Source organism: Acetobacter fabarum, from assembly GCF_022483405.1.
In the GTDB taxonomy this organism is placed as follows: Bacteria; Pseudomonadota; Alphaproteobacteria; order Acetobacterales; family Acetobacteraceae; genus Acetobacter; species Acetobacter fabarum.
Map to the genome: position 1 here is coordinate 674,789 of NZ_JAKVNI010000001.1, position 24,699 is coordinate 699,487.

Below are 24,699 nucleotides of genomic sequence, written 5' to 3' on the forward strand. Positions count from 1 at the left end.
TGCTCTTATAAATGGGATGCCTGAACCGTTTTCCTAGCCCACAGGTCCCACATAGTCCTTGTTGTGTACTTTTTTGCACCCGTACACACCCATTCCCGTTACGGGAACAGGCGGTCTGAACTCAAAAAAAACATCTGCCCAGTCTGCCGTGCTGCACCACCCCAGATGCGGCACCGCAACCCGCTGCCCCTGCCACCACAAGGCGGGCAGCCCGGCACAGAACAGGGCTGGCCACCCGGCACGGACCTTGCGCGCCAGCCCGTAACCGGCAGCCCCCATATATACCCCGCAACGCAGCAGGGCAGAAGGGGCGCGCAGCACAAAGCGGCCATCCCATACAACGCCGGGGCTGGCCGCTACCGGCGCGCTCACGCCAGCGTACTCCCGGATGAGAAACCACTCATCGCGCCATCTGGCAAGCTGGGTGCCAGCCAGTGTGCCCGCTCCCCCGTTTTTGCACAGCCGCGCTACGGCAGCCGGTGCAGGGGGGTACTGCTGCGCACCAACCGTGCGGATCAGCCCCGACAAAGTAGCCGCTTCGGGCAGGTTTTGCCCAAGCCCAACCCAGCCATGGGGGTAAAATGCGCAGGTCTGCGCCAGAGCCATGGCCTGCGCCCTCTCACGCGCCATGCGCTGCGCGCCTGCATCCATGGCAAGGCACCAGAACTGCTCGGACAGGCCATTGTCCTGCAAGGCAAAGCGGACCCGCACACGCTCGGCACGCAGGTCCTGATTAGACGGGTCATCCACCCAGGCCAGCCCGGCCGTACGCAATGTCTGGCGCAAGGCCACGCGGGAAACGCCCAGTAATGGCCTTACCAGCCGCACATCCGGCGTGTGGCTGATCCAGCCCATGGCTGCCAGCCCATCCGGCCCGCTCCCCGCGTTGGAACGCATCCATGCGGTTTCGGCCTGATCATCCGCCTGATGGCCAAGGAGTAAGTCCACACAGCCAGCCTGCTGGCAGGCCTGCACCATGCGGGCATAGCGGGCCTTACGCGCCCGTGCGGCCATGGCAGGGCCTTTGGTCAGGTCGGTCAGGGTTATCAGGCGGGCGGGCACGTCCATGGCGTGCAGGCGCTCCACCGTAAGCCGGGCCTCTGCCCCGGATTCGGGGCGTAACCCGTGGTCCACCACAAGGGCCAGCAGATTGCGCCGCCAGTGCCGGGCCAGCCATGCCAGCGCCAGACTGTCCCCCCCACCAGAAACAGCCAGTGCAACCGGGGGGCTCCCCGGTGCATCCGCACCCCACGGGCCAAGGGTGTCCAGCAATGCGGCAAACCATTGCGGCGGAACCGGCTGGTCAGAAAAAACCGGGCGCTGTTCAAACCGGACCGGCAATCCCCCTACCCCCGATAACCCGAGGGTACGTGCTGGAGCATTAGTTACAGCCACCCTTACGCCCGTATATTTCCGCCGCATGGGCCACGCGGGGTGCGGGGGACGGGAACTCGTTATTCAGCTTGCCCAGTGCTTCACACGCGGATTTTTTGTCCCCCAGCGCCAGAAGCGAGGCCGTTACACCCAGCAGGGCATCAGGCGCCCGAGCGCTTTTGGGTGACTGACGATACGCATCGTAATACGCCACGGCAGACTGCCGATACTGCTTTTGCCCGGCAAGGGACTGGGCCAGCAGGAACTGCGCATCCACCTTGAATGCCCCTTTGGCACTTTTAAGGGCGGCCTCGGCATTGTCATGCGCGGTATCGTAATCCCGCTTTTGCAGGGCAGCCTTGCCCGCGCTCAATAGGGCATCGGGTGTGGTGGGGCGTGCCGCAGGCTCTGCAGAGGCTGCGGCTGCCGGGGCTGCACTGCCCCCTGCCCCAGCCTGCGCGGCAAACTGGCTATCCGCAACCTGCTTGGACAGCGCTGCTGTTTTTTGCTGGAGGTCATTGGTCAGCTGGTCAATTTCGCCACGCATGTCGCGCTGCTGCTGTTCCAGCGTGCTGACCCGTTCCAGCAACTGGGAGACCAGATCCCCATTCACAGCCGATGACCCACCAGCAGAGGCAGATGGGGGGGGAGGTGCCCCGCCCTCGCTCTGGGAGGCCTGCATCTGGCTCATGGCCTGTTTGAGGGCAAGAATCTGGTCCTGAAGGGCAATGCCTTCCCGGCTGGTAACATCCTGTGCATGGCCCATGGGGCTGGTTGTGCCCATAAGCACGGCCACCAGGCCCGAAAGCACCAGACCATGGCGGACAACGCGTACTGCTTTAACCCGGGACTTCATTGAAAACCTCACCCCATCGATAAGAAACGGGCAAGAATTCCATCATTCCGTCCCGCAAAACAAGACACGAAATACAAAACAGGCCGGGCTTTTGGGCCCGGCCTGTTCCGTTTAATCAGTCAGATTTCAGATAATGTCTGAAAATCTTACTTCACAGCCGTAATGGCGTTACGGTTCTGTGCCCATGCTTCTTCGGTGTCGCCCAGAGCGGTGGGGCGGTCTTTACCGTAGGAGATGGTGGAGATGCGCGAAGAGGTCACGCCTTTTGCCACCAGGTAGTCACGAGCGGCGTTTGCACGGCGCTGACCCAGAGCAATGTTGTATTCTTCGGTGCCGCGGTCATCGCAGTTGCCTGCAACTTCAACGTTCACCTGCGGATACTTTGCAAGCCAGTCAGCCTGCTTCTGCAGGGTGGTCTTGGCGTCTGCGCTCAGGCCGCTCTTGTTCAGGTCATAGAATACGCGGTCCCCCACGTTGGCGACCAGATCAGCTTCGCTGCCCGGCACCGGGCCAGACGGCTGAACAGCCGCGCCGGTGGAAGCACCCGTGTTTGCATTTTCGTGCGCACAGGCTGACAGAAGAGCAACCATACCAAGCGCAGCAACAACTTTCAGTCTCATGTGTCGGATCCTGAGAATTAGCCTTAGGGCTATTCGGAGAAAAAGAAGTTAATAACCTTGTATCTCCGCGTATTCTTCTGCTCCCCTCCGAACCCTTCGAAGAGCCGACGAATTTTGGAGACCATTCCGCCGTAAGCCATAGCTTATGCGGCCGGTCAAGCATGTTCTCTGTTTCTCATACCAGCCATACCTTGACTGATACCCAAACAACACACCCCGGCCCCAAGCACAATAACCCTAAATTACGAAATTATAAAGAAAATTAGGGCGGAATTATGAAAACTTCTCCCGCCCCAAAGCCGGGCGGGAGAATAATCCTTCACCCGTTCAGGGGGGACCATGCCGGGTCGGATGCCCCTTCTGGCGTCGGAATAACGCGGTCGTTAAAGCCCGTAATATCGACCATGCCGATAATGGAACTGAATCCGCTCCCACCCGCGCCGGCGCGGCTCTGGCGGCAATAGGCCAGCACGCGCCCGTTGGGGCAGAAGCTCGGGCTTTCCACCGTAAAGCCTTCGGTCATGATCCGCTCACCCGTGCCATCAGGCTGCATGACCCCAAGGGAGAACATGCCCCCGGCAATGCGGGTAAAGGCGATCAGGTCCCCACGAGGGGACCATACGGGGGAGCCATAGGTACCCTGCCCGTAGGAAATGCGCTGCGCGTTCCCCCCGCCTGCGGGCATGATGTACAGCTGCGGGCTGCCGCCCCGGTCGGAGTTGAAAACAATCTGCGAGCTGTCCGGGCTGTAGCACGGGCTGGTGTCAATCGCGCCCGAAGCCGTAAGCTGCCTGCGCGCGCCCGAGGCCAGATCGACCGAATACAGGTCCGACCCACCATTACGGGTGACGGACAGCAGGACCGAACGCCCATCGGGCGAGAAGCGCGGCGCGAACGAAATCCCCTGAAAATCACCCAGAATCTGCTGCCGACCGGTATTGAGGTCGAACAGATACACCCGCGGCCGGTTATTGGCGTAGGACATAAAGGCGACCTGATCCTTGGCAGGGCTGAAGCGGGGCGTCAGCGTCAGCCAGTTCCCGGCCGTGAGCATGCGGGCATTGGCGCCATCCTGGTCCATAATGGCCAGCCGTGTACGCTGGTGCCCACGCGGACCAGAGCGGGAAATAAAGGCGATACGGGTATCAAAATACCCTTTTTCACCCAGCATCCGCTCGTAAATCACATCACCCACAATATGGGCGATACGCCGCCAGTTGGCGGAGGATGTTGTGTAGGCCGTCCCCTGAATCTGCTGCTGGCTCAGCACATCCCACAGCCGGATTTCCACCCGCACGGATGCGCCACTCCCCGTAACGCTCCCCGTAACCTGCGCATGCGCGCCAAGGCCCTTGGCGGTGGCAAAGTCGGGTTTGGCGGCAGTGGACGAGCCGGGAATAACCTTGAACAGGCCCGTATTGTTCAGGTCGTTGGTCAGTACCTCGGCCATCTGCTGGCCAAGACCGCCCCCAAAATCGGGGATGATAATGGGGATAGGAGCCGTGCGGGCCTGATCTACCGTAATTTCGGCTTCTGGCGCGGCTGTGGCGGCAAAAGCAGCCAGCGGAGTGGCCAGAATGCCCCCTGCGGCAACGCTTGCGCCAAGCAGGGTACGGCGGCGCAGCGCGCCCACCAGAGCATCTGCTTCCTGATCGGAAATAAGAGGCCGGGTACTCATCAGCATGTGTTTTCCTCCGTGTGGCCTGCTTTTAAGGCCTGAAGACAAATTTGAGTTGCCGGGGCTGCCCAAGAAGCTCCTTGGGAATCGGCAGTTTGGCGCATGTGGGGCTTAACACGGCCGCGCGGGCACGCTCGGCCAGAGCACGGTAAGACGCATCCGCACTCATACGGGCCTGTGTTTCCGGGGCAAACTGCACAATCCGTGCCTCGCCCGTTGCATCCACGGTTACAACCAGATGGGCCACAAAACTGGCATAGTCCTTGGCCGCCGTATCTTCCGAATAGCAACGGCGGACGGATGCCCCAATGGCCTTTTGCTGCCCAACGCTCAGGCTGCCCGTAATGTTACTGCCCACGGGTGATCCACCCCCGTTAGGCGCCCCACCGGCAAGCGGGTTGGCCCGCGCCTTGGGGGCGTGTGTCTGCTTCTGGTCCGAGCGGAAGGTATCCAGCGTTTCCAGCAGCGAATGTGTGTCCGGCTCGCTCTTCTTGGCCTTGTTGGGCTGCGTCAGATGCGAGGGCACCACCATGTCGGGCAGCGTATCCGTCTGCTGCGTCATGGGGGATGGGGGTGCCACGCTGGTAGACGGCTTGAGCGGCGCCGGGGGGGATGGGGGCGTCTTGACCGCCTCTGGCGAGGGTTCCTCCGCCTTGGGGGGCAGGGGCACGTCCGGCAGCGGTTCAGCCTCCGCCTGGGGCGGGGGCGGCACAGCCTGAGGCGGCGGGGGCGGTGGTGGGGGCTCCTCGTTCGGCACGTCCTTGGGCGGCTCGGGCGTGGGAGGAGCATCCTGCACGGCGGGAGCAGGCGGACGCGGCTCATCTGCAGGCTTTTCAGCCTTGGCAGAGGGGCCTCCATCCTGCGCGTCTGATGGCTCGAACTCCATCTCGACCGTTGGCTGTGGCGGTTCTTCCGGCGGCTTTGGCGGCGGCAGGGAGATCAGCAGTGCCACAAGTGCTGCGATATGCGCCGCACCTGACACATAAAGAGACCGCCTGAGCAAAAGCTGATCAGACCGGCGTGGCCGTGCCATAGGCATCGTGTTCGTACCTCTCCACCCGACCGGATGGCTTATTGCCCGGAGCTGGCGGGTTGCTGCGCCAGCAGAGCCACATGTGTAAATCCACCTGCGGTAATCTGACCCATGACCTGCATGACCTGCCCATAATCAATATGGGCGTCACCACGCACAAAAATGCGGTGCTCGGTGTCATTGTTCGCAGCTGCCTTGAGCTGGGCCACAAGCTGTTCCGCTGTGACCGGCTCATCCCCCAGAAAAAGGGCCCCATCCGCCTTGATGGACACCGTAATCGGCTTTGTATCCGAGTTTACGGGCCGGGCGTCGGTTTTGGGCAGGTCAACATTCACGCCGCTGGTCATCATGGGAGATGTGACCATGAAGATGATCAGCAGCACCAGCATGACATCGACCATGGGCGTTACGTTAATATCGGCCATCGGACGCCTGCGGCGGCGCCCGCTCCCACCAGACGACATAGCCATGCTCAGACCCTTTCTTCAGACTGGCGGGAGAGAATGGCGGCAAACTCGGTGCCGAATCCTTCCAGGCGGTCCTCAAACAGGTCCATGCTGTTGCTGATCACGTTATAGGCCACATAGGCGGGTATGGCGGTCAGCAGGCCAATGGCGGTTGCAAACAGCGCCTCGGAAATACCGGGAGCCACAACGCTCAGGTTGGTGTTGTGTTCTGCCGCAATGGAGCTGAAGGAATGCATGATCCCCCACACCGTGCCAAACAGGCCCACAAACGGAGCGACCGGCCCCACGGTTGCCAAAAAGATCACCCAGCGGCGCAGGCGGTCCATCTCCCGCGTGATGGTAATGCCAATGGCGCGGTCCACGCGCTCCTTGACCCCACCACGCACCAGATCCACCCCCGGAATACGGGCTGAACGCCGCCATTCCCCCATGGCTGCGCCAAACACGGCGGCCATCGGGCTTACGGGCTTTGCGCCATCGCTTTCGTACAGGTCATCAAGGCTGCCACCGGACCAGAACCGGTCCTCAAACCCCGAAGCCGCGCGGTTGATCCGCCGGATTGTCACAAACTTGTCGATAATAATGGCCCAGACCATAATGGAGCACAAAAGCAGCCCCAGCATAACCAGCTTGACCACAAGCGAGGCGTTCATAAACAACGCCCAAACCGACAGGTCTCCCGCCGCGCTTACGCCGAGATTTGCCGCATCAACCGCACGATCCAATAATGCCTCCTGCCTCTGCACCCGTTGCGGGCCACCAGTCTCCGACTCGGGCGAGATTCCTCACGGCCCAACACTGCTGCTTCTTACTGTTTTCCGTAAAAAAGCAGAAGAGGCGCTTTTAGTCCTTTGGTGCCAACCGGCTTAGAAGATCATGCCATAAAGGCGGAAATCGGGCAGGACGCCCATCTGCTGCGCGCACACATGCCAGACCTACATCCACCTCGGCCGCAACATCGGCCCCGCGGGTTACAATCTGTTCCAGCCGGCAACTGGCCGCACGCAGGGATGTCAGCCGTGTTGTAACGGTCAGCACATCATCCAGCCGCAGGGGCATGCGGTAGGTCAGTCTGGCGTCACGCACCACAAACACAAGCCCGTAATCATGCAAAAGGCCCGAGGCAGGCATGCCGCAGCTGCGAATGGCCTCGGTTCTCGCCCGCTCGGCAAACGCCAGATACCGGGCATGGTACACAATGCCCCCTGCATCCGTATCTTCATAATAAACGCGAAAATCTATGGAGTGGCTGCTCATGGAGCTTCCTCATCATCCGCCAGAAAATCCATCTGGGGTCCGGCAGTGTTTTCCGGTCGGGGCGGAGGCGTCAAGCCAAGATGCCGCCAGCCACGCTCGCCCAGCACACGGCCCCGGCTTGTGCGCAGGACCAGCCCTTCCTGAATAAGAAAAGGCTCAATCACATCTTCCAGCGTATCACGCGATTCGGCCAGAGCTGCAGCCAGTGTTTCCACCCCAACGGGGCCACCGTGATGGTACTCTGCTATGCGCCGCAGGTAACGCCGGTCCATGCCGTCCAACCCCAGACCATCCACTTCCAGCCGGGTCAGGGCTGCATCGGCCACATCAACCTCAACCACCTGCCCCTCTGGCACGGAGAGAGAGGCAAAATCACGCACCCTGCGTAGCAGACGCCCTGCAATACGGGGTGTCCCCCGCGAGCGGCGTGCAATTTCCATAGCCCCACCGGCGGACAGGGCAAACCCCAGCTTGTCCGCCCCACGCGCCACAATGCGCGCCAGTTCCTCCGGCGTGTAAAACACCAGACGGAGCGGAATGCCAAAGCGGTCACGCAAAGGTGTCGCCAGCAACCCGGCACGGGTGGTGGCCGCAACCAGCGTAAAGGGGGGCAGGTCAATCCGCACGGAGCGCGCTGCCGGGCCTTCGCCAATAATCAGATCGAGCTGGAAATCCTCCATGGCAGGGTAGAGAATTTCCTCAATCGCGGGCTGAAGACGATGGATTTCGTCAATAAACAGCACATCCCGCGGTTGCAGGTTGGTCAGAATAGCCGCCAGATCACCCGCACGCTGGATAACGGGGCCGGATGTAGCACGGAACCCCACCCCCAGTTCGCGCGCCACAATCTGGGCCAGTGTGGTTTTGCCCAGACCCGGCGGGCCATGCAGCAGAACATGGTCCAGCGCCTCCCCCCGGTTGCGGGCGGCATGAATAAAAACGGACAGGTTTTCGCGGCTGGCTTGCTGCCCCGTGAAATCGGAAAGAGTTTGTGGCCGTAAGGCGGCCTCCCCCACATCCTCCCCCTGCCGGGTCGCGTCAATCTCGCGCTCGGGGGTAAATTCGGGGCTCATCGGGCAAGGTCTTTCAAGCTGTCACGCAGCACCGTGTCCAGCGTGGCTTCCGGCCCACTGGCGTCCATAATGCGGCGCACAACGGGGGCTGCCTCCATGCGCCGGAAGCCCAGACCTGCCAATGCCATAAGAGCATCGGCCTCTATGCTGCCAACAGGGGTTGCCATGACCGGCACACTAAAACCGCCCTTGCTGCCGGGCATTTTACCTGCCTTGTCGCGCAGTTCGGTCAAAATCCGCTCGGCCAGCCGCGCACCCACACCCGGTGCGCGCATAAGGGTGGCCTTGTCTGCCGTGGTCAGGGCTGCCACCAGATCACTCGCCGAGAGAGCGGACAAAATACCCAGCGCCACCTTGGCCCCAACTCCCTGCACACCCGTAAGCAGGCGGAACCACTCACGCTCCGCACTTTCGGAAAAACCGTAAAGCAGGATCGCGTCCTCACGCACCACGGTTTCGATCAGAATCCGGGCCTTTTCAGGCGGGTTGGGCAGGGCTGCCAGAGTGCGGGTGGACGCGGCTACCAGATAGCCCACGCCATTCACATCCACCACGCAACTGCCCAGATCCACCTGAATGACAAGTCCGCATAAAAACGCAATCATGCCATGCGCACTCCGGCTGCAATGTGGCGGGCGCTGGCCCTGTGGTGGGCATGGCAGATGGCCACGGCCAGTGCATCGGACGCATCCGCCCGTATGACCTCCACCCCCGGCAGGAGCCTGCGCACCATCATTTCCACCTGTTTTTTATCTGCCGAGCCGGTGCCAACCACCGCTTTTTTAACCGCAAGCGCGCCGTATTCGGCCACGCTCAGCCCGGCAAGGGCGGGGGCCAGCAGGGCCACGCCACGGGCATAACCCAGCTTGAGCGTAGCAGCCCCGTTGCGGTTGACGTAGGTTTCCTCCACCGCTGCTTCTGCGGGCTGGAGGCGCTCTATCAGCCAATGCAGATTATCGTGCAGGACTTTAAGCCTGTCTGGCACGCTCTCTGCACTATTGGTGGCAATAACGCCATTTTCCACATGCCGGAGCCTGTTGCCCTCAACATCAATCACGCCCCACCCTGTAAAGCGCAGGCCGGGATCAATGCCGAGCAGACGTACCACAATCAGGCCGACAGTTTTTCCGCCAGATCATCCGGCAGGTCAAAATTGGCATAAACGTTCTGGACGTCATCATTGTCTTCCAGAACATCAAGGAACTTGAACAGGCTCCGGGCCTTTTCCTCATCCAGTGTCACGGTGTTTTCAGGCCGCCAGTCCAGCTTGCCGCTTTCGGCCTCACCAAACCGGGCTTCCAGCCCGTCCTTGACCGCAAAGAAGGATTCGACCTCGCACGTAATCTCATGCCCTGCATCGGTCGAAACCACGTTTTCGGCCCCGGCCTCAATAGCCGCTTCGAGCATGTCATCTTCCGAAGCAACGGATGCGGGGTAGGTAATCACCCCCAGCCTGCGGAACATGAAGGAGACGGAATTGGTTTCCCCCATGGAGCCGCCGCTTTTGGAAAATGCTGCGCGCACTTCCGATGCCGTGCGGTTGCGGTTGTCCGTCAGGGCTTCCACAATAACCGCCACACCTGCAGGGCCGTAGCCTTCGTAGCGCATTTCCACGTAGTCATCGCCACCAGCGCCACCCGATGCCTTTTTGATCGCACGCTCAATGGTGTCCTTGGGCATGTTCACATCACGCGCCGCAACAATCGCTGCACGCAGGCGCGGGTTGGAGTTGGGGTCGGGCAGGCCGGAGCGTGTGGCTACGGTCAGCTCGCGGATAATCTTGCCAAACTGCTTGGCGCGCTTGGCATCCTGCGCACCCTTGCGGTGCATAATGTTCTTGAACTGGGAATGACCAGCCATATTCCTTAACCTTACCTGTCCTGCCCCGGGTGGGCCGTGTTCAGCCGAGCTGCCCGTGGCAATGCTTGTATTTTTTGCCCGATCCGCATGGGCATGGCGCGTTGCGGGGGGTTTCTCCCCAGCTGGACGGATCATCCGGCATAATGGCGCTGCCCCCGATGGGCACGGCCATTTCCGGCGCGGCACCCGGCGTAAGCCCGGTACCCGGTTCCGAGGCATACCCTGCAACTTCGGGGTCAGCATGAATGGCCGCCGTGTCTGCAAAGGGGTCTTCCATCGGTGGAGGCGAGACCTCCACATGCGCCATGAGCGATGCTACGCGCTGGCGCATTTCCTCAAGCATGAAGGTAAAGAGCTGGAAGGCTTCATGCTTGTATTCGTTCAGCGGATCTTTCTGCCCGTATGCGCGCAGGCCAATGCCCTGACGGAGCTGGTCCAGCGCGTGCAGGTGCTCTTTCCAGACCGCATCATACGTTGTCAGCAGGATCTGCTTTTCAATAAACCGCATCAGGTCGGGGCCAATATTGGCTGCCCGCGCGGCCTGAGACTGGGTAACCGCCTGACTGATCCGGTCGGCCACGCCTTCGGCATCCATTCCGTCTTCACGCGCCCAGTCGGCAATTGGCAGGTCAAGGCCAAACGTCTTGTGGACCTGCTGGGTCAGCCCCTCAACATCCCATTGCTCGGCAAAGGATTTTTCGGGGATGTGGCGTGCAACCAGCATATCGGTCACATCGTCCTGCGCATCGGCCACAATTGCGGATACGTCATCCTGCGCCATGAATTCGCGGCGCTGGGCATATACTTCCTTGCGCTGGTCGTTCATCACGTCATCATATTTGAGCGTGTTCTTGCGCATGTCGAAGTTACGGGCTTCGACCTTTTTCTGCGCCCGTTCCAGCGCCTTGCTCAGCCATGGGTGAACAATGGCCTCGCCTTCCTGCATGCCCATCTTCTGGAACATGCTGCCCATACGGTCGGAGCCGAAAATCCGCATCAGGTCATCCTGAAGCGAAATAAAGAACTTGGAGTTCCCTGGGTCCCCCTGCCGGCCCGCACGGCCACGCAGCTGGTTGTCGATCCGGCGGCTTTCATGCCGTTCCGTGCCGATAACGTACAGCCCACCGGCCTCACGCACCGTAGCGTGGTCACGGATTACGCGGTCGCGGATTTCCTGCTCCGCAGCGGCGCGTTCGGGCGTGTCTTCCATATCGCCAAGCTGCTGGGCGATCAGCATTTCCACATTGCCGCCGAGTTTGATGTCCGTCCCGCGGCCAGCCATGTTGGTGGCAATGGTAATGGACCCCGGTGCGCCAGCCTGCGCCACAATCTTGGCCTCCATCTCATGGAAGCGGGCATTGAGCACGTGGTGGGGAATGTTCTCGCTCTTGAGCAGGGCAGACAGGGCCTCGCTCTTCTCAATCGAGGTGGTGCCGACCAGAATGGGCTGCTGGCGCTGGTGCACCTCGTTGATCAGCTTGACAACGGCGGCAAATTTTTCCGCCTCTGTCAGGTAAACCTCGTCGTCCTCATCCTTGCGGGCTACGGGGCGGTTGGTGGGAATGGCCACCACATCCAGATTATAGATTTCGGCAAATTCATCGGCTTCGGTCATGGCCGTGCCGGTCATGCCCGAAAGGCGGGGATAAAGACGGAAGAAGTTCTGGAAGGTAATGGAGGCCAGCGTCTGGTTTTCCTGCTGGACTTCCACGTGTTCCTTGGCTTCGAGTGCTTGGTGCAGACCATCGGAATACCGGCGGCCTTCCATCATGCGGCCGGTAAACTCGTCAATAATCACAACCTTGCCGTCACGCACGATGTAATCCACATCGCGCGCAAACAGGGTATGTGCGCGCAGGGACTGCATGACATGGTGCACAACGGCCACGTGGTGCAGGTCGTACAGCCCGCCCTCATCCAGCACGCCTTCTTCACGCAGCAGCAGTTCCACCGCATCCGATCCGGCATCGGTCAGGATGACCGTGCGGAACTTTTCGTCTTTTTCGTATGCGGTTTCGTCCTGCACCAGCCGGGCGACAACGCTATCCACCGAGCGATACAGGTCGGAACTGTCTTCCGCCGGGCCGGAGATAATGAGCGGGGTCCGCGCCTCGTCAATCAGGATCGAGTCCACCTCGTCCACAATGGCGTGGTGGAAGGGCCGCTGAACCATTTCGTTCAGCTGGTACTTCATGTTGTCGCGCAGGTAGTCGAACCCGAACTCGTTGTTCGTGCCGTAGGTAATGTCTGCCGCGTAGGCCTGACGGCGCTGCTCATCAGGCATGTTGGGCACGATAACGCCCGTGGTCAGCCCCAGAAATGTATAGAGCTGCCCCATTTCCGCCGCATCGCGCGAGGCAAGATAATCATTGACCGTGACCACATGCACACCCTTGCCGGAAAGGGCGCTCAGATACACAGCCAGCGTTGCCACCAGCGTTTTGCCTTCCCCCGTGCGCATTTCCGCAATGCGGCCGGAGTGCAGGACCATGCCGCCGATCAGCTGCACGTCAAAATGGCGCATGCCCAGCACGCGGCGCGAGGCCTCACGCGTGACGGCAAAGGCCTCGGGCAGCAGGTCATCCAGCGTGGCACCTTTGGCCAGCCGGTCCCTGAACTCTATGGTTTTGGCTGCCAGGGCAGCATCATCCAGAGCCTGAATCTGAGGCTCCAGTGCGTTAATTTCCGACACACGGCGCTGGAATGCCTTGAGCGTCCGGTCATTGGCTGTGCCGAACAGGGCGCGGACGAAGCGTGAAAGCATGAACACCTTTCCAGAACAGTGCGGCCTTGCTCCCCACCCTCAATCATCCCGCAAAAATGATGCGGGACAGGGCGAAAGACACAGGCGTTTTGCGTGGCTTGCCCTGCAAAATAGGACCGGGCAGGGGTTCGGTCAACCAAGCTTACCGTCCAGCCCCCATATCCGAACGAAACAGGGGTTGCCGGGGCGGGTAGCCTCCTTCATACATATCGAACTGTTTTTTACCGACTTTAAGGTTTTGTCCTATGCGGTTTATTCCCTACGCGTTCGGGTTGGCAGCTACTGCCCTGCTCGGTTCCTCCATGCTGTGCGCTCCCTCCTTTGCGGCAGCACCAGCTCCGGCGGCCTCCACGGCACCTGCACAGCCCACAGACCCGAACACGGTTGTGGCCACCGTTAATGGTGAAAAAATCACCGTTGCCGATGTGCAGAACGCCATGGGCACCATGCCACCGCAGATGCGCCAGCTCCCCACCACCCTGATCTACCCCATGCTGGTCAACCAGCTGGCAGACCAGAAGGCCATCCTGATTGCAGCGCAGAAGGAAGGGCTGAACAAAAAGCCCGACACCCAGAAGCTGATGCAGACAGCAGCGGACAACGCACTCCAGAACGCATGGCTGTCCCAGCAGGTGATGCCTCACCTGTCTGATGAGTCCATCAAGCAGTATTATAACGAAAACTACGTGGGCAAGCCTGCCGAGCAGGAAGTTCACGCACGCCACATTCTGGTCAAGACCGAAGCCGAAGCCAACGACGTTATCAAGAAGCTGCAAGGTGGCGCGGACTTTGGTAAGCTGGCTGCCGAAGTCTCGACCGACAAAGGCAGTGCCGCCCAGAACGGTGGTGACCTTGGCTGGTTTAAAAAGGGCGACATGATCCCTGCCTTCTCCGATGCAGCCTTTGCCATGAAAAAGGGCGAAATCAGCACCAAACCCGTGCAGAGCCAGTATGGCTTCCACGTTATTCAGGTACTGGACACACGCACGGACCCGACCCCCACGCTTGACGCCGTGCATGACAAGATCCGTCAGGCCCTGATCCAGAAATACGTGCGTCAGGCCGTGGAAAAAGCCACAGCCGGTGTCAAGATCGTGCGTTTTGACCCCACCACGGGCAAGCCGCTGGCCGATACGCCCGCAGCACCTAAAAAGTAAGATACTCCAACCGACAACAGCCCCGGCCCGCCCCAGAATGTTCTGTGGTGGACCGGGGCTGACATCTACCAAGGATACCGCCAGATGGCGCAGTCTCTCCCCGTTTCTCCCCTTGCCCAGCCAATGCCTGAGCTTGGCATTGTTCGTGGAGTAAGGCTTGGCGCCATTGCGGCAGGTATTCGCTACAAGGGCCGGACCGATCTGGTGCTGGCCGAATTTGCACCCGGCACCACGGTTGCCGGCGTGTTTACCAAATCCAAATGCCCCGGCGCGCCGGTGGACTGGTGCCGCGCCATTCTGCCCAGCGGGCAGGCCCGCGCACTGGTGGTTAACGCTGGTAACGCTAACGTGTTCACCGGCCGCGCCGGCCGCCAGACATGCGAGGCCACGGCACAGGCCGCCGCCGAAGTAACAGGCTGCTCGCCCGATGCCGTCTATCTGGCCTCCACCGGGGTTATTGGGGAAATTCTGCCTGCCGAGCGCATTACCACCGCCCTGCCCGCACTGCATGCCGCTCTGTCCGAAACGGGGTGGGAGGCTGCTGCACGTGGGATCATGACCACGGATACCTTCCCCAAGGCCGCCATCCGCAAAACACGGATCAACGGCACGGATGTGGTTATTCAGGGCATGGCCAAAGGCAGTGGCATGGTCGCGCCCGACATGGCCACCATGCTGTCCTTTGTTGCAACGGATGCGGCCCTGCCAGCCTCCGTGCTGCAAACCCTGCTGGGCACCGGGGTTAAAACCACCTTCAACTGCATTACGGTCGATTCCGATACGTCCACATCGGACATGGTTCTGCTGTTTGCCACCGGTGCTGCGGGCAATGCCCCCGTGGCCGACACGGTGGATGCCCTGCACGACCCCGCTCTGGCCGATTTCAGGACCGCCCTGAACGACCTGCTGCGCGAACTGGCCCTGCTGGTCATCCGTGATGGGGAGGGTGCAACCAAGCTCATGACCATTACGGTCAGCGGAGCGGTATCGGACGAATCCGCCTGGCGTGTGGCCATGGCCATTGGCAACTCCCCACTGGTCAAGACCGCCATTGCGGGGGAAGACGCCAACTGGGGCCGTGTGGTCATGGCCGTTGGCAAATGTGGCGAACCTGCTGACCGGGACACGCTGAGCGTATCCATTGGCGGCGTCTGCATTGCCCGGGATGGCACCGTAACCGAAGGGTATGACGAAACACCCGTGGTCGCCCACATGAAGGGGCAGGAAATTGATATTGCAGTTGACCTGGGGCTTGGCCAGGGCACGGCCCGCACATGGAGCTGTGACCTGACACACGGCTATATCGACATCAACGGCTCGTACCGTAGCTGAGTGTTCCGTTTTTTACAGATGACCTGCCTTTTCGCGGCACATCAGGGAGCCTGACCATGGCCAGCATTACGCCTCCGCCCGGCTGGGGCGCAACACCGCAACCCCAACCTGCCGGGTCCGGAGCATGGAACACACCACAGCCGCAGCCCGATGTATGGGTTTACGCAGGGTTCTGGTGGCGTGTCTGGGCATTTTTGATTGATGCGGTCATCCTGAGCACGGCTGAAGGTATTCTCAGCCTGTTTTTTGGCCCCAAAATTAATGTGGACTGGGAAGAACTGCCCATCCCCGATACCTCCAGCCAGACGGTGGATGTGGTGAACATCGCCGCAACATCGCTCCCGCATGCAAACCCCATTTCCGTGCTGATCCCGCACCTGCATGCGGGGTCGGAATGGCATACGTTCGGCATTGTGCTCAGTCTGCTGCCCATGGTGTACTGCGTTATGTTCGAAGCCTCCTCGTTCCGGGCAACGCCGGGCAAGCGGCTGTTCGGGCTGGAAGTGGTTACGCTTCAGGGGGAACAGATTTCGCATCCGCGTGCGCTGCTGCGGTTTGTTATCAAGGCGTTTCTGTCCTTCCCCCTACTTTACATCGGGGTGCTGATGGTTGCGTTCACCCAACGCAAGCAGGGGCTGCATGACATGATGGCGGGCACACTGGTCCTGCGGCACACAAAACCCGCCCAGATTGCCCCTTTTCCACCCCACAACTAAGCCCACCCGCCTGCCCGAATAACAGTTGAACCGGTTGCCGGTCTTGATACCGCCTGATTTGCCTCCTACCCTGCGGGCAATATCAGGCGCGTAGCGCAAAACCCCCAGACCGTTCAGCAAAGGACAGGGCAGGTCATGACCGCACAAAGCCGGGACCGGTTTTTCTTTTTCTCCTGGATTTTCAAAAGTTGCCTTATTCTCCTGCTCGGCTGGGGCCTGCTCCCCACCGCGCGCGCTCTGGCTGACAGCCCTGCCGCCGTGCAGGCAGGCGGGTTGAGCCAGCAGGATGCCCAGCAACTGCTGAACGTGCTGAACGACCCGCAAAAGCGCGCCGAATTTTCCAAAACGCTCTCTCTTATGGCCAAAGGGCTGCCCGCAGCCCCGGCCGGTGCTGCCTCCAAGGCTTCTGCCGCCTCCAGCGCCACACCTGCGGTCATAGACAATTCCGTGCACTCGGAACTTGATGATCTGGGCAACACGGCCACCGAGTACGTGGACAACTTTACCAGCCTGTTTACCGATCTGGGCTCTGTTGGCACATGGTTCCGCCATGAGGTGCAGAACCCGCAGTCCCGCCAGTCCCTGCTGGATTCCTTTGGCCGCGCCCTGCTGATTATTGCTCTGGCCCTTGTGGCCGAGCGGGCAACCAGCATTGGCCTGCGCCGCCCCCTGACCTCGGTCAAAAAAATGGCCGAGGCGCGCGAGGCCCGGCAGGCAGAAGCTCAGACCATAAACCGCGACACACCGACCGAAACCGCAGCCGTGGCCGATGCGGACAGCGCCACAGATGCAGACACGACCCAAACGCGCGAAAAAGACCAGCGCCGCGGGAACGAAGTGCTCCGCTACCTTGTGCGCATTCCCTACAATGCCATGCACTTCCTGCTCAAACTGCTGCCGGTTGGGGTATGCCTGCTGCTTGGCTACCTTGGCGCGGAGTTCCTGACCTCCACCGATCAGGCCCGCACCGTGGCACTGACTCTGGTTAACGCCTACGCCATTGCCCGCGGCCTTTACCTGATTGTCGAGACCGTTCTGGTCCCGCGCTCGCCCGCCATCCGCCTGCTGCCCATGCCAGATGACACGGCCCGGCTGCTGACCCGGTGGTGGAACGTGCTGGTCGCAGCCCCGTCCATTGTGATCTGCCTGTCCATTCTGGGGCGGGAGTTTGATCTGGATACGCGAGGGGTGGAAGCCATGATGCGCGGTGTGGTGCTGATCGAACACCTGCTGATTGCCGCCTTTATCTGGCGTATCCGCCATATTGTGGCCCGCGCACTCCAGCCCTCTCCGGGGCTGCGCAAAAATGCCCTGTGGGCGTTTGCTGGCACGCTGGCCAAGCTGTGGTGGGTGCCGGTTATTTTTCTGGACATGGCGTTGTGGTTTGTCTGGGCAGCCCACCTGAAGGGGGGATACCAGTGGATATTGCATGGCACATTGCTGAACTTCCTGTGCCTGATTGTCTCCCGCGTTCTTGCACTGCTGGTTTACGGGTTGCAGGACCGGCTGTTCCGCGTTGGCCCGGAATTGCAGGCCCAGTATCCTGACCTGCAGAAACGGGCGGATTTTTACTACCCGTTCGTGCGCAAGATCATCACCATTGCCATTATCCTGACCACCGCGATCTGCGTTGCACAAAGCTGGAGCATTCCCACCTTTGACTTCTTCCTCCACTCAGCCCTTGGGCTGCGTCTGGTCGGGGCTGCGGCCTGCCTGCTGATCGGCATGACCATTGCCGCTGTGGCATGGGAGACAGTGAACAGTATTCTGAACAAGCAGATCTCGCGCTATTCGGCCAGTGCGCAGGAGGCACGGGCCGCAAGGCTGCGTACCGTGCTCCCCATTATCCGCACGGTGCTGCTGGCCGTGATCATTATTTTTGTGGCCGTTACCACACTCTCGCAAATCGGGATCAACGTCACACCGCTGCTTACGGGTGCGGGTATTCTGGGTGTTGGCCTGTCCTTTGGTTCGCAAAGCCTTGTCAAAGACGTGATCACCGGCTTTTTCATGCTGGCAGAGGACGCCATTCAGGTGGGGGACTGGGTTACAACGGGTGGCATTGCCGGTACGGTTGAACATCTTTCCATCCGCACCCTGCGCGTCCGGTCGTTTGACGGGGACCTGCATATTATCCCGTTCTCCTCCGTGACCTCCATTGCCAACACGGCGCGCGGCTTTAACCAGATTATTGTGCGCCAGACGCTGGACCTGAGCGAAGACACGAGCAAGGTCGTCAAGATCATGCAGAAAACCATTGAAGACATGCGCAAGGAAGACACCTTCCGCCCCATGATCTTCTCTGATTATACCGATCTGGGTGTGGATAGCTCGGATGGGAACGGTGCTGTGCTGGTTGGCATCATCAAAACCGCACCGATGATGAAGTGGAAGGTCCAGCGCGAGTTCTACCGCCGTATTGCCCTGCGTATGGCAGCCGCTGGTGTCAAGTTCTACACCCCCACCAGCTACTCCACCACGCCCCCCAACGTGCCCCTGCATATGGCGCTCGACGCCATGCCCCCCATGCCGCAAGGTGGCCCAGCAGCCCCCGCCCCGGCCAGAACCGAGCAACAGCCCGCGCAGCAGCCTACGGCAAACACGCCACCGGCCGCACCGCCCAAAGCCGACGAATAAGAGGCCCATCCCATGTCCGAGCCTATTTTTGCGACCACCCTTGCGGGCACCATTCTCCAGACTCTGGAAACCCCTTTAGCGGAGGATGGCTTTGCCTTCCTTCAGGCGCAGGCCATGCAGACCGCACTGGAGGCCGAGGGCCTGCAGGGGTGGGAGGATTTTGCCGCAAGCTGGAACGATCTGGGCGTGGACCGCTACATGGCCGATGGCGGGCGCTACCGGCGCAGGCGCTATGCCACGTTCTCGCTGACCCAGGGCGCGATAACGCGCAAACCACACCAGCCCCATTACCAGAGCCGGGATTACAATACCCTTAATGGGGGGGTGGAACGCTGGTTTAAACCCGTACTCCCCGCCCTTGGCGAGCACCCGGCACTCATGGCCATATTGCGGCTGGCCCTGCGCGTGGTAACGGACCTGACCCCCGCAGAGCGCAGGCCCAACGCATGGCACACGGAAATACACCAGTTCCGTATTGAGGCACGGCCCGATGCCGTTGGCCGCCCCACGCCTGAAGGACTGCACCGTGATGGCGTGGACTGGGTTTTTGTGGTGATGGTACGGCGGGAAAACGTGGCGCAGGGGGAAACATCCATCCACGATCTCGGCCACAAACAGGTTGGCAGCTTTACCCTGACCAACCCCATGGACACAGCCGTTGTAAACGACAACAGGGTTTACCACGGCGTAACCCCTGTACAGCCCGTGGACCCCAGCCGCCCGGCTTACCGCGATGTGCTGGTTGTAACCCTCCGCCACGAATAGGCGGAGCAGCGGCCCGGAGCAGGGCCGCTTTTAGTAACCTGCGTAGTAAATTGCGTGCAGCCCAAGGGCTACAAAGCAGACTACAAAAACCATTGCCCCCGCCATCTGGGAAAATTCCTTGAACGTCATGCCCGGATTATGGGCTGGCGGGGCAACAGGGTGCTGGATGGGGGCAGGATTATCCGGCTTGGAGGCCGGCAGCACATGCACCGGCTCGGCCAGTGCCTCGTGCGTTTGCGTATGCACCGCAGCGTTGCTGGGTGCGGCAGGCTGGGATTCATCCGCCTGTTGCGGGGCCTGTACTACGGGTGCCTGCCCATCGTGCAGAGGAGCGGCCCCGTCAACACGGCTTTGTGTTTCCTGCTCACTCATGATGCTGTTCTCCACGTGGTTGTCATGCAGACCGGAAAAGATCCTGTTTTTTTGGTCCTGTCATGGGGGTTCGTCAAGCAGTTCAGGGTATCTGCCCCACGGTGCCAGCACTGGACGGGACCTGACCAAACACGCCACATAGACCGGACCTGATTTTTTGCTACGGAAGCAGACATGAAACATATTCTTCTTTGTTCCGCCATGCTGGGGCTGGCAGCGGCTCCCGCAATGGCCGCCCCCCATACGGCTACCCCCGCACCCGCAGCCGCCACGGCAGAGGCCACCTACCCCATGGCCACCTTTATGGGTGCCTGGACCGTGCGGGCCGAAGTGCCTGCCTTTACGGTTGCTGGCAACCGGGCCATGGGCCCCGCCGCCCGGCTTTTGGTCAATGTGCCCGAAGTCTATGCCGCCAATATTGGTGAAAGCCGGTTCAGCCTTGCCCAGAAATCCGGTTCATCCTGGTCTGGCACACAGCATGGCACCACCATGACCATGACCCTGATCTCCCCTAACGCAGGGCATATCCTGATCACCAATACCAACGGTCACAAGGTGGACGTTCCCCTGTACCGCAACGACCCCTGAGCCACTGACTGGCCTGCGGGCCAGACAGATCCCCCCTCCCGCTCGTTTTAACGCGCGGGAGGGGCACGCATTATGCGTTTACTGCGCTTTCTGGCGTCCAGTCCTTTAGAAAAGCCTCCAGTGCGGCATCGGCCTTGCCAACCTTGACCTCCAGCCGCACGTAAAGATTCCCCGCTTCCTTGCCGCCATGAGCCTGCACACCCTTGCCGCGCAAGCGCAGCACGGTGCCGGTATCGGAGCCTGCGGGTACATTCATTTTAACCGTGCCTGTGGGTGTTGGCACCATAATGGGGCCACCCAGCACTGCGGTTTTCAGGTCCACGGGCAGGGTTTCCCGCAGGTCCGGGCCTTCTCGCGTAAAGGTGGCATCGGGCAGTACGGTCACTGTAATCAGCGCATCCCCTGCGGGGCCACCCTGCACGCCGGGCATACCCTTGCCACGCAGGCGCAGGACCTTGCCATCCTCCATACCGGGGGGAATACGCACATCCAGCGTTGCGCCATCTGGCAGGTTCACGCGTGACGTAGCGCCATTCACTGCATCCAGAAAACTGACATTCAGCGCAAAGGACCGGTCAGCCCCCTTGCGCGGGCCAGCACGGCGTGCGCGGGCACCTCCGCCAAACATGCCACCGAACAGGTCGCTCAGGTCTTCTTCCTGAAAACCACCCATGCCAGCGCCACCGGGGCGGAACCCGCCTGCACCGCCAAAACCACCCCCAAAGCCGCCGCCGCCAAAACCTCCGCCCCCAAACCCAGGGTGGCGTTCCTGCCCGGAGGCATCAATCTCGCCCCGGTCAAAGCGCGCGCGCTTGTCCGCATCGGACAAAAGATCATTGGCCTGATTGAGCGCCTTGAACTCCTCCTCGGCCTTTTTATCGCCGGGATTCAGGTCTGGATGATATTTTTTGGCCAGCTTGCGGTACGCCTTGCGGATGTCATCCTGACTGGCTGTCTTGGCAATACCTAATACTGAATACGGATCGCGATCACTCATGCAGCCGTCCCTTCCCCCATCCTGTTACCATTGTCGGGCTGCATCCTGCGCCGCCCACAGCCAGCCACCGCCCCAAGGCGTGCATTCAGGCGGAGGGGGCAAAAAGCCTCCGCCAAGACTGTTGTCATTATAATTGTGTCTCCATACCACACTGCACGCCTGCCCAAAGTGTGTTGGTTGCGCGCACCGTTTTTGCAACTGTTATCCCTAATAATGGGAACGCGCCCTCAAGCGGTCAATGGAGGGAGAGCGAAAGCCACATGTGCGCCCAACAGATAAACTACACCACAAAAACGGAAACCGGGGCATGGCCTCTGTCCGGCTGAGCCTTTATTCTTTATAAAGTCGGGACCATAAGAGCGCTACGCCAGACAGCCGCAGGCTGTTGGTCGCTCATAACGGATTGATTGGAGACTCCCGCATGGCTGACAAACCGCGCTTTTTTGATGATCTTGCAGGTGTTGCCGGAGGTGCCGTGTCCGCACTGACCGGTGTGCGTGAAGAAATGAACGCCATTGTCCGCAGCCGTGTGGACGAAGTGCTGACCAGCCTGCAGGTTGTCCGCCGTGAAGAATTTGAAGTCATGCGCGAACTGGCCGCACAGGCCCGCATTGGCCAGGAAGAGGCCGAACGCCGCCTGGCCGCACTGGAAGCACGGGTAGAAGCGCTGGAACAGCACCTGACCAGCAGCCACAAGGGCGGCGCACACTAAAAGGCCGCACACGCCCTTTGTCCCGTTTTTGTTTTTGACCGCAGGCACGGGAGTCATGCCATGCCAGCCCTGACAACCGGCTCCACCACCCCACCCACCAACCCGCTGGACCTGATGGAACAGGTCATTGCCGGGCATGGGTGGACCTTTGACCGCTGCACCCCGACCGAAATGGCGGCCGAAGCCCCGGCCAGATGGTGCGACTACGGATTGTTTTTTTCGTGGTCGGCCGAGCTGGGCACCATTCTGTTTACCTGCGCCTTTGACCTGCGCGTAAGCCCGGACATGCGGCTGGCCCTGTACGAGCTGATCGGTCTTGCCAACGAGCAGGTATGGGTCGGCCATTTTAGCGTCGATACGGAAGACGGGGTGCTGCTGTTCCGCCACGCCCTGCTCCTGCGTGGCACGGAAACCGCAACCGACATTTTTGAAGACATGATCGACATCGCCCTGACCGAGTGCGAGCGGTTTTATCCGGCCCTGCGCTTTTTCCTGACCGGTGGGCTGAGTGCGGCAGATGCACTGGCTTCGGCCATGCTGGACTGCCATGGAGAGGCATGAACATGACTGAGCATTTTCCCCTTCCCTCCATCCTGCTTGTCGGGTGCGGCAAAATGGGTGGTGCCATGCTTGAAGGCTGGCTCAAGGCCGGGCTGGCCCCCTCCGTTATTATTGATCGCCACCTTGCAGACCTGCCAGCCCCCCACAAGGTGGTGCAGAGCATACAGGATGTTCCCGCCAGCTTTACGCCGGACGTGATTATTGTTGCGGTTAAACCGCAGAAGGCCAACCCCGTGCTGGCCGAACTGGCCCAGCGTTTTGGGCAGGCAACGCTGCTTTCGGTCATGGCGGGGCGTACCATTGCCAGCCTGCACGACACCTATGTGCAGGCCAACCCGCAGGCCAACCCGGTTATTATTCGCTCCATGCCCAACACGCCCTGTGCGCTGGGGGCAGGTATGAGCGGGCTATACGCCCCCCCCAACGCCACAGCGGAACAGAAATCTTATTGCGATGCCCTGCTTTGTGCTGTGGGGGAAACCGTATGGGTGGCCGAGGAAGGACTGATCGACTCCGTTGCTGCCATTTCCGGCAGTGGTCCGGCCTATGTATTTTTAATGGCAGAACTGCTGGAAAAAGCAGGCGTGGAGCAGGGCTTGCCCGCCGATGTTGCCCGCAAGCTGGCCCGTGGCACCCTGTATGGCGCAGGCTGCATGCTGCATACTCTGCCGACCGATGCCGAAGAACTGCGCCGCAACGTAACCAGCCCCGGCGGCACCACGGCTGAAGCCCTAAAGGTAATGATGGCCCCGCAGGCATGGCCTGCAACCACCTCCGCCGCCATTGCCGCTGCCGTACACCGCGCCAAAGAGCTGGCCAGCTAGCCTGTACTGCTTTGCCAGCACCACTCCGCCAAGCCATTTACCGCTCATGCGACAGGTCTTTGATATGGATAATGACGACTTTGACACAGCCCTTGTCTCGGCTGCCCTAACACTGGCTCAGGACCGGGGCTGGAGCTCCGTAACCGTGCTGGCTGCGGCGCGTGAGGCAGGGCTACCCCTGCCTGAAGCTCGGCGGCGCTTCCCTCTCAAGGCCAGTATCCTGCTCCGTCTTGGCCGCCTGGCCGATGATGTGGCTCTGGCGGACGACATGCTCTGTGGCGCTGTGCGCGAGCGGCTGTTTGACCTGCTTATGCGCAGGCTGGATGTGTTCCAGCAGTACCGCGGTGGATTGCAGTCCGTTTTGCGCACCCTGCCCATGGACCCGGCCCTGACCCTGCTGCTCGGGGGCGCTACGGTGGAGAGCATGCGCTGGATGGCCGATGCCGCAGGCGTAAACGCCAATGGCGTGCTTGGCTTTGTGCGCGTGAACATGCTGGTGGCCGTATGGACCCACACCCTGCGCGTCTGGGAAAAAGACGAAAGCCCCGACATGGGCAGCACCATGGCAGCTCTGGATCAGGCACTGGACAAGGCCGGGCGCTTTGGCCTGTTCCCCACCGGCGCAGATGCAGATACCCAGCCGGACGGACTGGCTGACCTGGACGATATGGCTGACATGGATGCAGGCTTTACGCAGGGCACAATATCCGCCCCGCGCGACTAATTTTGCGACAACCGGCCTTTACGACCGAACCCTGTTTAGCTTAAAAGAGGCGCAGGCAGTTCAGGCCATTGGGGCGTAGCCAAGCGGTAAGGCAGCGGATTTTGATTCCGCCATGCGGAGGTTCGAATCCTCCCGCCCCAGCCAGAACCTGTTTTCCCCCTCCGATAAATCATACGGTTGCGGCTTCTCCCGGTCTTGTGGGAGGGTGCGATGGTCTTACTGTTCCACCATCATGGTCTCCACATCAGGTGGTGGCCATAACACAGCAGTTTTTGCCAATACGGTGTTTTGATTAGCCCTGCGGGTGTTCGTGCGCATTCATGGCCGAACAG

25 protein-coding genes and 1 tRNA gene are annotated in these 24,699 nt (G+C 60.8%); 11 read left to right on the top strand and 15 right to left on the bottom strand.

Features of this window, described 5'->3' with window-relative positions:
* Window positions 1–33: 33 nt before the first annotated feature.
* From tilS to secA, 13 genes are all read right to left on the bottom strand, one after another.
* Window positions 34–1,395 (bottom strand): tRNA lysidine(34) synthetase TilS, encoded by a 1,362-nt coding sequence (gene tilS, locus LKE65_RS03325; RefSeq protein WP_278740449.1) that lies wholly within the window; start codon window positions 1,393–1,395, stop codon window positions 34–36.
* A complete protein-coding gene (locus LKE65_RS03330; protein ID WP_408744021.1) occupies window positions 1,382–2,230 on the bottom strand; it encodes a hypothetical protein in 849 nt (282 codons plus the stop codon). Before LKE65_RS03330 ends, tilS begins: the two co-directional genes overlap by 14 nt.
* Window positions 2,231–2,376: 146 nt before the next feature.
* Window positions 2,377–2,850 (bottom strand): peptidoglycan-associated lipoprotein Pal, encoded by a 474-nt coding sequence (gene pal, locus LKE65_RS03335; protein WP_086647072.1) that lies wholly within the window; start codon window positions 2,848–2,850, stop codon window positions 2,377–2,379.
* A 319-nt stretch (window positions 2,851–3,169) separates the two neighbouring features.
* Window positions 3,170–4,534, bottom strand: coding sequence for a Tol-Pal system beta propeller repeat protein TolB (tolB, locus tag LKE65_RS03340; protein WP_086647073.1), 1,365 nt, complete (start codon window positions 4,532–4,534; stop codon window positions 3,170–3,172).
* A 25-nt stretch (window positions 4,535–4,559) separates the two neighbouring features.
* Window positions 4,560–5,567 (bottom strand): energy transducer TonB, encoded by a 1,008-nt coding sequence (locus LKE65_RS03345; RefSeq protein WP_253529078.1) that lies wholly within the window; start codon window positions 5,565–5,567, stop codon window positions 4,560–4,562.
* A 32-nt stretch (window positions 5,568–5,599) separates the two neighbouring features.
* On the bottom strand, window positions 5,600–6,031 hold the full coding sequence (tolR, locus tag LKE65_RS03350; protein WP_086646555.1) for a protein TolR: 432 nt from the start codon (window positions 6,029–6,031) through the stop codon (window positions 5,600–5,602).
* Window positions 6,032–6,033: 2 nt separating this feature from the next.
* Window positions 6,034–6,774: a protein TolQ gene (gene tolQ, locus LKE65_RS03355; RefSeq protein WP_025826892.1), complete on the bottom strand. Its 741-nt coding sequence runs from the start codon at window positions 6,772–6,774 to the stop codon at window positions 6,034–6,036.
* Window positions 6,775–6,871: 97 nt separating this feature from the next.
* Window positions 6,872–7,285 (bottom strand): tol-pal system-associated acyl-CoA thioesterase, encoded by a 414-nt coding sequence (ybgC, locus tag LKE65_RS03360; RefSeq protein ID WP_086646554.1) that lies wholly within the window; start codon window positions 7,283–7,285, stop codon window positions 6,872–6,874.
* Entirely contained in the window at window positions 7,282–8,358 is a 1,077-nt protein-coding gene (ruvB, locus tag LKE65_RS03365; protein ID WP_086646553.1) for a Holliday junction branch migration DNA helicase RuvB, read from the bottom strand. The genes ybgC and ruvB overlap by 4 nt, the downstream gene beginning before the upstream one ends.
* Window positions 8,355–8,963, bottom strand: coding sequence for a Holliday junction branch migration protein RuvA (ruvA, locus tag LKE65_RS03370; RefSeq protein ID WP_086646552.1), 609 nt, complete (start codon window positions 8,961–8,963; stop codon window positions 8,355–8,357). The genes ruvB and ruvA overlap by 4 nt, the downstream gene beginning before the upstream one ends.
* Window positions 8,960–9,466 carry a crossover junction endodeoxyribonuclease RuvC gene (gene ruvC / locus LKE65_RS03375; protein ID WP_086646551.1) on the bottom strand — a complete coding sequence of 169 codons (507 nt, stop codon included), beginning with the start codon at window positions 9,464–9,466 and terminating at the stop codon, window positions 8,960–8,962. Before ruvC ends, ruvA begins: the two co-directional genes overlap by 4 nt.
* Window positions 9,467–9,468: 2 nt before the next feature.
* Window positions 9,469–10,218, bottom strand: a complete 750-nt coding sequence (locus LKE65_RS03380) for a YebC/PmpR family DNA-binding transcriptional regulator (RefSeq protein ID WP_086646550.1) — start codon at window positions 10,216–10,218, stop codon at window positions 9,469–9,471.
* A gap of 40 nt (window positions 10,219–10,258) precedes the next feature.
* Complete coding sequence (secA, locus tag LKE65_RS03385) at window positions 10,259–12,982, bottom strand: preprotein translocase subunit SecA (protein WP_086646549.1); 2,724 nt, start codon at window positions 12,980–12,982, stop codon at window positions 10,259–10,261.
* A 245-nt stretch (window positions 12,983–13,227) separates the two neighbouring features.
* On the opposite strand from secA, the gene LKE65_RS03390 reads away from it, so the two are divergent.
* The 5 genes from LKE65_RS03390 to LKE65_RS03410 all read left to right on the top strand — a co-directional run bounded on the left by LKE65_RS03390 (window position 13,228) and on the right by LKE65_RS03410 (window position 19,589).
* Window positions 13,228–14,139, top strand: a complete 912-nt coding sequence (locus LKE65_RS03390) for a peptidylprolyl isomerase (RefSeq protein WP_086646548.1) — start codon at window positions 13,228–13,230, stop codon at window positions 14,137–14,139.
* Window positions 14,140–14,223: 84 nt separating this feature from the next.
* Window positions 14,224–15,471, top strand: coding sequence for a bifunctional glutamate N-acetyltransferase/amino-acid acetyltransferase ArgJ (gene argJ, locus LKE65_RS03395; protein ID WP_086646547.1), 1,248 nt, complete (start codon window positions 14,224–14,226; stop codon window positions 15,469–15,471).
* Window positions 15,472–15,527: 56 nt separating this feature from the next.
* Window positions 15,528–16,187 carry an RDD family protein gene (locus tag LKE65_RS03400; protein ID WP_278740456.1) on the top strand — a complete coding sequence of 220 codons (660 nt, stop codon included), beginning with the start codon at window positions 15,528–15,530 and terminating at the stop codon, window positions 16,185–16,187.
* A gap of 135 nt (window positions 16,188–16,322) precedes the next feature.
* Window positions 16,323–18,824, top strand: a complete 2,502-nt coding sequence (locus tag LKE65_RS03405) for a mechanosensitive ion channel domain-containing protein (protein ID WP_165925748.1) — start codon at window positions 16,323–16,325, stop codon at window positions 18,822–18,824.
* A gap of 12 nt (window positions 18,825–18,836) precedes the next feature.
* Complete coding sequence (locus LKE65_RS03410) at window positions 18,837–19,589, top strand: 2OG-Fe dioxygenase family protein (RefSeq protein WP_086646544.1); 753 nt, start codon at window positions 18,837–18,839, stop codon at window positions 19,587–19,589.
* 30 nt (window positions 19,590–19,619) lie between these two features.
* Here the strand turns inward: LKE65_RS03410 and LKE65_RS03415 are convergent, their stop codons facing one another.
* A complete protein-coding gene (locus LKE65_RS03415; RefSeq protein ID WP_278740457.1) occupies window positions 19,620–19,961 on the bottom strand; it encodes a hypothetical protein in 342 nt (113 codons plus the stop codon).
* Between the two features lie 174 nt (window positions 19,962–20,135).
* Between LKE65_RS03415 and LKE65_RS03420 the strand changes: the two genes are divergently transcribed.
* Window positions 20,136–20,549 carry a hypothetical protein gene (locus tag LKE65_RS03420; protein WP_086646542.1) on the top strand — a complete coding sequence of 138 codons (414 nt, stop codon included), beginning with the start codon at window positions 20,136–20,138 and terminating at the stop codon, window positions 20,547–20,549.
* Window positions 20,550–20,619: 70 nt separating this feature from the next.
* Here LKE65_RS03420 and LKE65_RS03425 read toward each other — a convergent pair whose 3' ends face one another.
* On the bottom strand, window positions 20,620–21,546 hold the full coding sequence (locus LKE65_RS03425) for a J domain-containing protein (RefSeq protein WP_278740459.1): 927 nt from the start codon (window positions 21,544–21,546) through the stop codon (window positions 20,620–20,622).
* Between the two features lie 421 nt (window positions 21,547–21,967).
* On the opposite strand from LKE65_RS03425, the gene LKE65_RS03430 reads away from it, so the two are divergent.
* The 5 genes from LKE65_RS03430 (at window position 21,968) to LKE65_RS03450 (ending at window position 24,511) form a co-directional block, all read left to right on the top strand.
* On the top strand, window positions 21,968–22,258 hold the full coding sequence (locus LKE65_RS03430) for an accessory factor UbiK family protein (protein WP_086646540.1): 291 nt from the start codon (window positions 21,968–21,970) through the stop codon (window positions 22,256–22,258).
* Window positions 22,259–22,318: 60 nt separating this feature from the next.
* On the top strand, window positions 22,319–22,819 hold the full coding sequence (locus LKE65_RS03435) for a YbjN domain-containing protein (protein ID WP_086646539.1): 501 nt from the start codon (window positions 22,319–22,321) through the stop codon (window positions 22,817–22,819).
* 2 nt (window positions 22,820–22,821) lie between these two features.
* Window positions 22,822–23,643, top strand: a complete 822-nt coding sequence (gene proC / locus LKE65_RS03440; RefSeq protein ID WP_086646538.1) for a pyrroline-5-carboxylate reductase — start codon at window positions 22,822–22,824, stop codon at window positions 23,641–23,643.
* A gap of 64 nt (window positions 23,644–23,707) precedes the next feature.
* Window positions 23,708–24,367: a TetR family transcriptional regulator gene (locus tag LKE65_RS03445; RefSeq protein ID WP_278740461.1), complete on the top strand. Its 660-nt coding sequence runs from the start codon at window positions 23,708–23,710 to the stop codon at window positions 24,365–24,367.
* A gap of 69 nt (window positions 24,368–24,436) precedes the next feature.
* Window positions 24,437–24,511: transfer RNA gene (locus LKE65_RS03450), tRNA-Gln, on the top strand.
* The last annotated feature ends 188 nt before the right edge of the window (window positions 24,512–24,699 follow it).